The organism is Neptunitalea chrysea, from assembly GCF_027924145.1.
Taxonomy (GTDB): domain Bacteria; phylum Bacteroidota; class Bacteroidia; order Flavobacteriales; family Flavobacteriaceae; genus Neptunitalea; species Neptunitalea chrysea.
Window position 1 is genome coordinate 1 of the sequence record NZ_BRVP01000021.1, and the last position, 12,423, is coordinate 12,423.

Here is a 12,423-nt window from a genome sequence, read left to right on the forward strand (position 1 = left end):
TTCTCTCAAAAAACAAACTTTATTAGAGACAATTTTCAACTTCCCTACAACAAGCTTCTAACTAGTGTTTTACAAAAAAGGATAGAAGACTAAAGTTAATACATTCGAATGAGTTAGGCAAGAAAAAGTTAGTTTTTCCACTTTTTAGATAGTTTATCAAAGTCTAAACCAAGGACATCTTTCTGTTTTTCGAGCGTTCCAACAGCAAAAGCCCGTTGCAGAATATCTTCTATAAGGTAGTCTTGTTTTACTTTTCTTGGATTATACTCTTCTTTTAAGGTTAGTTTAAACATACTAGCTGTAGTATTATACCAAAAAGCTTTCCACCCGCTTCTATATTCCTTTATTAGAGAATATGCTGTTTCTCCGGTTTGCCTATGAATTAACTTAATTAATATTTCCCCTTCTGTTCTTGTCATTTTCTTTAATTCTTCAGTAAACTCATTTTCTATATACTCCTGCATCCTTTTAATATACCTTTTCCTCAATCTATTTGAGTCTAGTGTATCAAGAATATTATTCATATTGGTTAAACGTTCGGCCGCCAACTTTGCATACGGATACACTTTATGCACTTTTCTTCTTAATATATAATAGTCTACTTTCTTCTTGTGTGATGTAAATTTTAGCTTTTCGAACAATACTACTTCATCTAATTCTATATATACTCCTAAATCTTCATCTAAACTATCTATATATTCTTCTCCCCCATCCTCTACTTGTGCATGACCAAAAGAAATACCTAAAACTATACCTATATATATAAGGAGTGTTCTCATAAATTTTATCTTCTCGTATTTTGATTGCTTCAAAAACAATACCGAAAGTAAAAAAACATTCAGTATCTTCGTTTACATTTACTCTATATTTTATAGGTGTAAATTCTATTTAGAAATAATTACTAATTTAAAACAGTTTAGATGACAAAAAAAAGCATCCTAACAAAAAAATCGATTGATTTTTTAGAGCGCTATCTTAATAATGCTGCGCCTACAGGATATGAATGGGAAGGTCAAAAACTATGGATGGAATATTTAAAACCATATGTAGATACATTTATCACCGATACCTATGGCTCCGCAGTTGGAGTTATAAACCCAGATGCTCCTTTTAAAGTAGTTATCGAAGGACATTCTGACGAAATATCATGGTATGTAAATTACATTACAGATAATGGTTTAATATATGTTATTAGAAATGGTGGTAGCGACCATCAAATTGCGCCTTCTAAATGGGTAGATATCCATACTAAAAAAGGTATTGTAAAAGGTGTTTTTGGATGGCCTGCTATTCATACACGTAAACAAGGTAAAGAACAAGCACCTACTTTAGAAAATATTTTTGTAGATATAGGTGCTAAAAATAAAGAAGAAGTTGAAGAGATGGGGGTTCATGTAGGTTGCGTAATTACCTATCCAGATACTTTCCAAGTTCTTAATGAGAATAAATTTGTTTGTAGAGCTATAGACAACCGTGCCGGTGGTTTTATGATTGCCGAAGTTGCCAGACTTTTACATGAAAATAAAAAAGAACTTCCGTTTGGGCTGTACATTACTAACTCGGTACAGGAAGAAATTGGTTTAAGAGGTGCCGAGATGATTACTCAAACCATTAAACCAAATGTTGCCATTGTAACAGATGTGTGTCATGACACTACAACTCCCATGATTAATCAAAAAAAAGAAGGTCATACCGAAATAGGTAAAGGTCCGGTTATTTCCTATGCGCCTGCTGTACAAAATAAACTAAGAGAGCGTATCATTGAAACTGCCGAAGCTAAAGAAATACCGTTTCAACGTTTAGCTTCTTCTAGATATACAGGTACCGATACCGATGCTTTTGCTTATAGCAATGGTGGTGTTGCGTCTGCGCTTATATCTTTACCATTACGTTATATGCATACAACGGTAGAAATGATACAAAAAGAAGATATGGAAAATGTGATTCGTTTAATCTACGAAACACTACTAACCATTAAAGAAGGTGAAACTTTTAGTTACTTCGATTAGTCCTTATATATAATATGGAAGAATTTGTAGACATACTCGATGCGCAAGGTTTAAAAACAGGACAAACATGTTCTAAAAAACTTGCGCATCGGTATGGCTATATACATGGTACAGTACATATTTGGTTTTACACTATTGCCAAAGAACTTCTCTTACAAAAAAGGGCTATTACTAAAGAAGCGTTTCCTGGGTTATGGGACACCTCTGTTGCAGGACATATAAGCGCAGGCGAAACTATATTAGAAGCAGCCGTACGAGAGGTTGAAGAGGAAATAGGATTATCTATAGAGCCTTCCTCCCTTAGAAACATTGGCGTTTCACAACAAAGAGTTGAACATAGTTCTGACTTTATTGATGCCGAATTTAATCACTTATTTATTTGTGCGCTTACAATCCCAATAGAAAAACTACAAAGACAGATTGAGGAAGTTGATGAACTTAAGCTAATTTCCATCACCAATTTCCAACAGCAACTTACCAATCAAGAGGCATTAAAATTATATGTTCCGCATACTTTAGCCTATTATGAGCATATAATAAATACCATCTCTTCAATATAACTCTCAAAATTTACTTATCTTTAATAGGTAGAATAAACTCTAAACCACACTCATCTTCTAAAAGAAATTCCCCTGATGATTTATTCCTTTAGAGTACAATACACGTTATAATGAAGAATACAATAGCTGATAGGGTTTATGATTTCCTTAAAAAATATCCTCCTTTTGATATTATTAAAAAAGAAGATCTGATTACGATTGCTGAAAATGTTACTATTGCCTATTTAGAAAAGGGAAAAGTGCTTTTTAAAAATGACGATAATAAACATGGATATTTCTATATTGTAAAAGAAGGTGGGGTTGTTTTGAAGAAAAATGAACTACCTGACGCGGAAATTATAGATATATGTGATGAGGGAGACGTATTTGGTTTACGCCCTTTAATAACAAATGACAGCTATATGATGACTGCTATAGCCGAAGAAGAAGCGTTAGTTTATGGTATTGCTATTGATGTATTTAAACCTATTCTTGAAAAAGAACAACACGTAGGCCTCTTTTTAATAGAGAGTTTTACTTCTAAAACTAAAACACCTTTCACTAATAAATACACCAATGATTTATACCATGACAATGATGCTATAAGTGTTGGTGAAAAAGATTTACAGGAGCTACAAATAATAAAGTATACAGGAAATCCTTTTTGCATTGATAAGGACGATCTGGTTATTAAAGCAGCTACCCGGATGTCTGAAAACAGAGTTGGTAGTTTAATAGTAATAGATGAACACAAACTTCCGATAGGAATTATTACAGATAAAGATTTTAGACACAAAATTGTTACTGGTGTGTTTAACAACAGGGTACCGGTTAGAGAAATTATGTCGTTCCCAGTTGAAACTTTTAAAAAGAATCTTACCATTACTGAAGCTCAATTAGCCATGGTAAAGAATAAAACTGGGCATTTAGTGATTACTGAAGATGGTACTGACCAAACAAAAGCTATTGGAATATTAACAGAGCATGATGTGGTTATTTCACAAGGAAACAGTGCTTCTGGATTAATGAAAGCTATTAAACGTAGCCGAAGCTCTAAAGAACTTAGAAAAATACGCCAGCAAATAACCCATTTATTAAAAGGCTATATATTCCAAAATATACCAGTAACCATTATAACTCAAATTATTCACGAGTTAAATGAAGCAATAACTATACGAGTTATAGAAATAGCTTTAGATCGTATGCCTGAAAAACCCCCAGTACAATTCTCTTGGCTTAGCTTGGGTAGCCATGGTAGAAAAGAGCAACTATTGGTAACAGACCAAGACAATGCCTTAGTGTTTGAAGATGTACCCAATGATAAATATGATGACGTTAAAAAGTACTTTATCATTTTAGCTACCAAAGTAAACATCCTTTTAAATAAAGTTGGATACGAATTTTGCCCCGCCGATATGATGGCAAGAAATCCTAAATGGTGTCAAAGCCTTTCAGAATGGAAATCTCAGTTTAGTCATTGGATACACCATGTAGATAATGAAGATATATTGTTTAGCTCCATATTTTTTGATTTTAATAGAACATATGGTAGTAAAGAATTAGTAAGAGAGCTTTCTGAAAGTATCTTTTCCGCTACGAAGTATAATCCGTTATTCTTTACTTTAATGGGTAGAAGTGCATTGCAAAATCCGTCACCTCTCGGATTTTTTAGACAATTTTTGGTAGAACAAGATGGGGAACATAAAGATATGTTTGATATTAAAGCACGTGCACTAATGCCAATGATAGATGCCGCCCGAATTTTAATCTTATCTCACAAAATAAAATCTGTAAACAATACTGCTGAGCGCTATGAAAAACTAGCCGAGCTAGAACCATCTAATAAAGAGTTTTATACATCGTGTTCTTACGCGGTTAAGGCATTAATAAAATTTAGAACAAAACACGGGCTTATGCAGCATAGCAATGGTAGGTACATCATACTTAAAGAACTCACCAAAGAAGAGCGTTTAAAACTAAAAAGGTGTTTTAAAACAATTAGTGAATTACAAGAGCTTATTAAATTAAGATTTAAAGTTGCACAATTTTTATAATGCGAAAGTGGTTTAAAAAGACTAAAATAGAATATCCTACATTTTGGAATTCGTATAAAAGTTATTTTGATAAAGAAAATTTAAACATCCCATTAAAGGATGTCACCTTTGTTGTACTAGATACTGAAACAACCGGATTTAATTACACCCATGACAGAATGCTATGTATTGGTGCTGTAAAATTAAGAGGTAATTTAATTGATGTAGGCTCTTCATTTGAACTTTATATTGACCAGACCGCTTTTAACCCAGATTCCGTAGAAATTCATGGTATTATGAAAAACACACAATTTGAAAAAGTTTCAGAAACAAAAGCCTTAAGAGAATTTCTAGCGTATTTAAAGGATAGTGTTATTGTAGCGCACCATACTTATTTTGATGTTACCATGATTAATCGTGCCTTGGAGAGAAACGGACTCCCCTACCTACTAAACCAAACATTAGACACAGGTCACTTATTTAAAAAAACAAAAGCTATTAATAGATTACTTCAAAATGACAGAGGATATTCTTTAGATGATGTATGTAAAGAACTTAACATACCTATAAAAGACCGACATACCGCAGCCGGCGATGCTATGCTAACAGCACAGGCATTTTTAAAAATTTTAGCTCGTTTAAAATTTAAACCCGCTTCTTCCTTAAAATCATTAATAAGAAAATAGCTATATTTTTTTAGCAAGAAATACATTGATAAAACGTTACTTACATTCTCTATTACGTATCTTTACACGAAACAAATATATAGAGATATGAGTTTCACTTATAAAACCAAAGTAAATGGAACGATGAATTTTGAAATTACACAAGAGGAACTAGACTCCTTAGACGTAATTTCTACCACTCCATCTTCGTTTCATTTATTAATAAGCAGCAAATCTTACCACCCCGAGATTATTGGATCCGATTTTTTGTCGAAATCCTACAACGTTAGAGTGAATAATAATGCATATGAAGTAACCATTTCAGATGAATTAGACCAACTAATTTCAGAAATGGGATTCTCTTTAGGCGGCATAAAACACGTGCATGATATTAAGGCTCCGATGCCCGGTTTAATTTTAGACATTAACGTTACCATAGGTCAAGCGGTAAAAGAAGATGATCCGCTTCTTGTTCTTGAAGCTATGAAAATGGAAAATGTTATTGCTTCGCCAAAAGAAGGTATCATAAAATCTATTGTTGTTACCAAAGGACAAGCTGTTGTTAAAGACACTCTATTAATAGAATTTGAATAACCTATGAAAAAAATATTAGTAGCAAACCGTGGAGAAATTGCTCTTAGAGTAATGAAAACAGCCAAAAAAATGGGGATTAAAACCGTGGCTGTATTCTCTGAAGCAGACAGAAATGCACCTCATGTTCGTTTTGCAGATGAAGCAGTATGCATTGGGCCGGCTCCCTCAAACCAAAGTTATTTGTTGGCGGATAAAATTATAGAGGTAGCCAAATCATTATATGTAGATGCGATACATCCGGGATATGGTTTTTTAAGTGAAAACGCCTCATTTTCTCAAAAAGTTGAAGACAGTGGTTTAACCTTCATAGGGCCAAAAGCACACTCTATAGAAGTAATGGGTAGCAAATTAGCTGCCAAGGATACTGTGAAAGCCTATAATATTCCAATGGTACCCGGCATAGATAAAGCTATTACCGATGTTGACAAAGCAAAAAAAGTGGCAGAAGAAATAGGGTTTCCTATTCTTATTAAAGCCTCTGCCGGCGGCGGTGGTAAAGGTATGAGAGTGGTTAATAGCGTAGAAGATTTTGAATCTCAAATGAACAGAGCAGTAAGTGAAGCTATATCCTCATTTGGTGATGGTTCTGTTTTTATAGAAAAATACGTTACTTCTCCTCGTCATATTGAAATTCAAATTATAGCCGATACTCATGGTAACACTGTACATTTATTTGAAAGAGAATGCAGTGTTCAAAGACGTCATCAAAAAGTAGTTGAAGAAGCGCCTTCTGCTGTGCTAACTCCAGAGTTAAGAGCTCAAATGGGAGAGGCTGCTGTAAAAGTTGCAAAATCTTGTGATTTTATTGGAGCTGGTACAATAGAATTTCTACTAGATGAAAATCTTAATTTCTATTTCCTTGAAATGAATACCCGATTGCAAGTAGAGCATCCGGTATCTGAAATTATAACAGGCTTAGATTTAGTAGAACTACAGATAAAAGTAGCAAGAGGTGAAACATTACCTTTTGCTCAAGAAGATTTATCTATAAAAGGGCATGCATTAGAATTACGTGTGTATGCCGAAGATTCCTTAAATGATTTTTTACCTAGTGTTGGTAAATTAATTACGTATAAACTGCCTTCAGGTGAAGGTATACGTGTAGATAATGGTTTTGAGGAAGGCATGGACATTCCGATTTATTACGATCCCATGTTAGCCAAACTAATTACCTATGGTAAGAATCGTGAAGAAGCTATTGAGCTTATGATAAAAGCTATTGAAGATTATGAAGTAGTAGGTGTTGAAACTACCCTTCCTTTCGGGAAATTTGTATGCGAACATGAAGCGTTCACGTCGGGAAATTTTGATACACACTTTGTTAAAAAGCACTATCAACCAGCTATCTTGGAAGAACAAAGTGAAAAAGAAGCAAAAATTGCAGCACTCATTGCTCTCAAGCAATATTTGAAAGACAAACAATTATTACGCTTACCTAATTAAGACAATCATCATGAAAAATAAAATACAAGTACTGAACGAAAAACTAGCCGAAGCACACTTAGGCGGTGGGGAAGTACGCATTAACAAACAGCACGAAAAAAGAAAATTAACAGCAAGAGAACGTGTCTATTATTTTTTAGATGGAGGTTCTTTTGAGGAAATAGGGATTTTAGTAACTCACCGTACTACCGATTTTAATATGGAGAAGGAAACCTATTACGGTGACGGTGTTGTTACCGGATATGGTACGGTAAACGGCAGATTAGTATATGTGTTTGCACAAGACTTTACCGTTTTTGGGGGTGCATTATCTGAAACACAGGCAGAAAAAATTTGTAAAGTAATGGATTTGGCTGTTAAGGTAGGTGTACCGGTAATTGGTTTAAATGATTCAGGTGGTGCAAGAATTCAAGAAGGTGTGCGCTCTTTAGGCGGATATGCAGATATTTTCTACAGAAATGTGCAAGCATCAGGAGTAATTCCACAAATATCTGCCATTATGGGGCCTTGTGCTGGGGGGGCTGTATACTCTCCTTCTATGACCGACTTTACATTAATGGTTGAAGATACCAGTTATATGTTTGTTACCGGACCCAATGTTGTAAAAACGGTTACCAACGAAACCGTAACAGCAGAAGAATTAGGAGGTGCAAGTACACATGCTACAAAATCTGGAGTAGCTCACGTTATTTCTAATAATGATGTTGAGTGTCTTGAAGATGTAAAAAAATTATTGAGTTACCTTCCACAAAATTCTAAAGAAAAAACACAAAAATTACCGTATACCCCAGGAGATGAAAAAAGAGAAATCTTAGATTCTATAGTGCCAGATAATGCCAATAAACCGTACGATATGCATCAGGTTATAAAAGGTATTATTGATGAAAATTCCTTTTATGAAATTCATAAAGAATTTGCAGAAAACATTATTGTAGGTTTTGCAAGAATTGGGGGACGAAGTATTGGTATAATTGCTAATCAACCAATGTTTTTAGCAGGAGTGTTAGATGTTAACAGCTCTATTAAAGCTGCAAGATTTACTCGTTTTTGCGATGCCTTTAATATTCCGCTATTAGTATTAGTGGATGTACCAGGTTTTTTGCCGGGAACGGATCAGGAATGGAATGGAATTATTGTACACGGAGCAAAATTATTATATGCTTTAAGTGAAGCTACCGTACCAAGAGTTACTGTTATTACCCGAAAAGCTTATGGTGGTGCGTACGATGTAATGAATTCTAAACATATTGGAGCCGACTTTAACTTTGCATGGCCTACTGCAGAAATTGCCGTTATGGGAGCTAAAGGCGCCAGTGAAATTATATTTAGAAAAGAGATTAAAGCCGCAGACAATCCCGAGTTAAAACTTGCAGAAAAAGAAGCGGAATATGCAGAGACATTTGCGAACCCATATAAGGCTGCTCAAAGAGGATTTATAGACGAAGTAATTTTACCGCACGATACCAGAAGAAAGCTAATGAAAGTATTTAGCATGCTAGAAAACAAAGAAGTTGTAGCCCCTTCTCGTAAACATGGAAATATTCCATTATAGTTTGAATGTACTTTAAGTTTAGGATTAAATCTTATACTTTAATTATATTTTTTAGTTAGTTAGTTTTAATAAAACTCCGGACAGTTGTTCGGAGTTTTTTTATAAAAAAAGCATCAAATAAAATATATGATGCTTTTTTTTAATAATAATATATAAAGTAGTCGTATTCTCGAATAAGCAGATAATTTTTTGATTAGAAATTATAATTTAACAATTCTATATTAAAGGAAGAACCTTCCGGTAGCAAACTAAAATTACTTGAGTTCCCTCCTACTTTTTCCCAAAAAACAGCGATACTATCGCTTGAATTTAACTGCACAAATTTGTTAATTGTAATAGTTACAATATCACTATTACTATCTAAAGAAACATACGCTGACGAAGCTGGTACAATATTGGATGCATTACCATTGGTTGCTAAATACATTTTTAAATCAATACTATTACCGGTACCTTTTTCAATCGAAATGGTAAAAGTTACCCTATACAAACCTGTAACACTAGTAGTTAAAGTACTTGTTGAAGCACTCACACTATTCTCATAATTATCGGAACCAAACGTTAGTGTCTGTGCACTACCACTCCAGCTAAAATTTTGTGCTGATGCAGAACTACTGTAGATTTCTCCAAATACAGCAGAGCTAATTTCCAAGTCATTTACATCAGACCAACTAGCATTACCATTAGCGTCGGAAACCAAAACATATCCATCAGACTCATTACCATCTACATACTGTAATGTACCTTCTAAGTCTAAACTTGCAGAAGGATTAGTAGTACCAATACCCACCTTAGTACGATACCAAGCATTAGAAGAAGTATTCCCCAAAATAATGGTATTAGGATTGTTTGCAACAGCCTGATAACCTAAGGCAACTGCATTATCACCAGTAACTTGAGAATCATATCCTAACGCCATAGAATTTAAACCAGAAACAACATTCTGATTACCTATTGCTACAGCATTATTATTAGATGCTGTACTTGATACTCCAGCTACTACCGATCTATACCCAGAGGCTGTTGAACTGCTACCAAAAGCATAAGACTCTGTATTTGAAGCTATAGCTGACGTACCTAATGCCATAGATTTTGATCCCGAAGCTTTTGCTGTAGTCCCAAAAGCATAGGCATTTTGTTCACCACTTGCATCTGCTTGTTCACCTATAGCAAACGAATGATAGCTACTACTAATAACTGCACTTCTTCCTAAAGCTACACTCCCATTAGGATGAAACTGAGCCATGGTAACACTGTTTGCTTTAAAATTTAGTTGGGTATAATTGGTAGTTCCTAAAAATTCAGTACCTGAAATACTATTACCTGTTAATGCCCAACCACTACCTGAAGATGACGAATCACTTGTATTTAATACTCTAAGCCACGAACCGTCTTTCCAATACACCAACCCCGGAGTAATAGTTGCCGTAGTAGCTGTATTAAAAACCATTAAATAATCTGCTGGTGATGGAATGGTAGTCACATCTGTAGCAGAAGTTAAAGTTACTCTTGGTATGAGTAATCCTGCATTTTCATTATAAATTTCCAATGCTGAAGACCCATTAGGATCTGTAGTTCCGATGCCTACCTGTGCAAAAATGTAGGACGAAAAAAACAATAATAATAAAAATGCAAAGACATTTTTATGTTGTGAATAGGGTCTCATTTTTTATACTTTTTTTATAAAGTAAAAAAAATAAAATGAAAAATATCATTTATACGACTAAGAACTTATATTAATCGATAAAGAGATAATATTAATAATTAAAAAATGATTTTCTTATAAAAAAAAGTCTAAAAACTTATGAAATTCATAATTCTCATGATCCCTTTAAAAAAGATCGTATATGCCTATTCACTGGAATACAGTTAATTATAGTTTCTGGCCATGTACCATCGGCATTTGCACATTGATCATAATCGGTTACCACCACACAGCTAGGGCAACTTCCAAAAACAACATCAGATCCAAAGGTAACACTCGTCCATTGACCAAACATTCCTGGATAAGAAGTATCATCAACTGTTGCCGGAGTCGTTGTTACAAAATTTAAATTGCCCACCGCAAAACCACTTTGGTTACTTTGACTTCCCGGCCACATAAAACGGCCATACGCTGTTGAAGTAGAATGTGCTGGCTGATATGTTGATTCAGGACCACTAAATCGAATAGAAGTATTTGGGGCATTACTAAAGGTTACCTCTCCTTCATTGTAAAAAATCCCATTAGATCCCATAACAATATTACTAATAAGCATTTCACTGTAATTTTCTATGGAAGAAGTTGTTAATGAAAAACCTATACTACCATTTGGTACGTTGTAGGTACCTGTATTAATAATTTTACCGTTAAGATCAAACCAATTTTCCATATTCAATGTCCCACAATTTGAAAAAATACTTTCAGAAGTATCGCTGTAATTAGATTCTAACGTCATATCCCCTTCATTTTTCATATGTAATGTAGGGTCGTTAGAGTATAATCCATCGGCATGAAAAGTTCCATAGTTTTCAAATTTATTGGGGCCATTTGTACCATATGTCAAGTGATTATTCATGGTTAATGTTGCTCCAGAATAATTGATAAACTCCAACAAGCAATCTTCACTACTCATTTGACCTCCAACATCAATAACTCCCATATTATACAAATAGTTACTCAATCCACTCTCTCCCCAGTTAAAATTACCTGTAGTGGTTACTTCACCAGAATTTGTCATATTCAAAGTAGCTCCATTGTCTAATTGAATCTCACCGGATATGGCAATTTCGCCATTATTTAAAAAGGTACTACTAGCAGAATCTAAATGTATATGAGAACTTAAAAGCCATTTCGAGTCTGTATTATTTGTCATATTAAAAGTAGTAACACCTGTTTTTAATGTGAACAAAGAAGTATTAATGACACTTGTATTTATAAAATTAAACGTAGATGCGTTTTTTACAGTAAAATTACCTGTAGTAAAGCTACCATTATTTGTGATATCTATAGTACCCGATCCGTTTAAAGTAACATTACTCAAATTAATGTTCCCATTATTCACTATGGATAAACTATTATAATTTGGCAAGTAAATATTGTTTGCATCTATGGTGCCACTATTTAAAATATCTATACTTCCCGTAGAATTGATTGTAACTCCATTGTGATCAAATGTTCCTCCATTTTCAACAGTTAATGCAAAATCAGTTCCGTTAATAGTTAAACCGCTGTAAAGTGGTTGCATGGTACCTCCATTTTCAATAGTTACATCAAAACTAGCCGGTACGATAGTGGGCACTATTAAAGTAGCATTCTGTCCTACTTTAATAGTTACATGAGCATTGGCACTCGTATTAATAATTTGACTTGTTTTAAAAGTAGCGCCATTTGCCAAACATAAAGTTACATTATCTTGAAAGGTACTACCCGTCCATTGAATAGTAAAATTACCAGTAATACAATAGGTCGTATTAGCAAGAAAAGTATATGAAGAAGCACTATCAGAAGCATTTAATGATACAACACCTGTACCACAATCACATTGAGCACGACTTATACTAACCGTTAATAGAATAAATATAATGGGTAAAATATTTTTCATAAAA

Annotated in this window: 10 protein-coding genes; 7 read left to right on the forward strand and 3 right to left on the reverse strand. The window is 34.0% G+C overall.

Annotation, left to right across the window (positions count from 1 at the left end; translation table 11 throughout):
- Positions 1-128 precede the first annotated feature (128 nt).
- Entirely contained in the window at positions 129-779 is a 651-nt protein-coding gene (locus NBRC110019_RS13575) for a DUF4294 domain-containing protein (RefSeq protein WP_281755726.1), read from the reverse strand.
- A gap of 141 nt (positions 780-920) precedes the next feature.
- Here NBRC110019_RS13575 and NBRC110019_RS13580 point away from each other — a divergent pair, with 141 nt between their 5' ends.
- The 7 genes from NBRC110019_RS13580 to NBRC110019_RS13610 all read left to right on the forward strand — a co-directional run bounded on the left by NBRC110019_RS13580 (position 921) and on the right by NBRC110019_RS13610 (position 8,835).
- Positions 921-2,009 (forward strand): M42 family metallopeptidase, encoded by a 1,089-nt coding sequence (locus tag NBRC110019_RS13580; RefSeq protein WP_281755727.1) that lies wholly within the window; start codon positions 921-923, stop codon positions 2,007-2,009.
- Between the two features lie 14 nt (positions 2,010-2,023).
- A complete protein-coding gene (locus NBRC110019_RS13585; RefSeq protein ID WP_281755729.1) occupies positions 2,024-2,569 on the forward strand; it encodes an NUDIX hydrolase in 546 nt (181 codons plus the stop codon).
- A gap of 110 nt (positions 2,570-2,679) precedes the next feature.
- Complete coding sequence (locus tag NBRC110019_RS13590; protein WP_281755730.1) at positions 2,680-4,602, forward strand: DUF294 nucleotidyltransferase-like domain-containing protein; 1,923 nt, start codon at positions 2,680-2,682, stop codon at positions 4,600-4,602.
- On the forward strand, positions 4,602-5,267 hold the full coding sequence (locus tag NBRC110019_RS13595; RefSeq protein WP_281755731.1) for a 3'-5' exonuclease: 666 nt from the start codon (positions 4,602-4,604) through the stop codon (positions 5,265-5,267). The genes NBRC110019_RS13590 and NBRC110019_RS13595 overlap by 1 nt, the downstream gene beginning before the upstream one ends.
- 87 nt (positions 5,268-5,354) lie before the next feature.
- A complete protein-coding gene (locus NBRC110019_RS13600) occupies positions 5,355-5,840 on the forward strand; it encodes an acyl-CoA carboxylase biotin carboxyl carrier protein subunit (protein WP_281755732.1) in 486 nt (161 codons plus the stop codon).
- A gap of 3 nt (positions 5,841-5,843) precedes the next feature.
- A complete protein-coding gene (gene accC, locus NBRC110019_RS13605; protein WP_281755733.1) occupies positions 5,844-7,283 on the forward strand; it encodes an acetyl-CoA carboxylase biotin carboxylase subunit in 1,440 nt (479 codons plus the stop codon).
- Positions 7,284-7,293: 10 nt separating this feature from the next.
- The gene (locus tag NBRC110019_RS13610; RefSeq protein WP_281755734.1) at positions 7,294-8,835 is read left to right on the forward strand and encodes an acyl-CoA carboxylase subunit beta; all 1,542 of its coding nucleotides are present in this window, start codon (positions 7,294-7,296) and stop codon (positions 8,833-8,835) included.
- Positions 8,836-9,028: 193 nt separating this feature from the next.
- Here the strand turns inward: NBRC110019_RS13610 and NBRC110019_RS13615 are convergent, their stop codons facing one another.
- Both NBRC110019_RS13615 and NBRC110019_RS13620 read right to left on the reverse strand, forming a co-directional pair.
- A complete protein-coding gene (locus NBRC110019_RS13615) occupies positions 9,029-10,501 on the reverse strand; it encodes a phage tail-like protein (protein WP_281755735.1) in 1,473 nt (490 codons plus the stop codon).
- 154 nt (positions 10,502-10,655) lie between these two features.
- Positions 10,656-12,419 carry a hypothetical protein gene (locus tag NBRC110019_RS13620; protein WP_281755736.1) on the reverse strand — a complete coding sequence of 588 codons (1,764 nt, stop codon included), beginning with the start codon at positions 12,417-12,419 and terminating at the stop codon, positions 10,656-10,658.
- Positions 12,420-12,423: the final 4 nt, after the last annotated feature.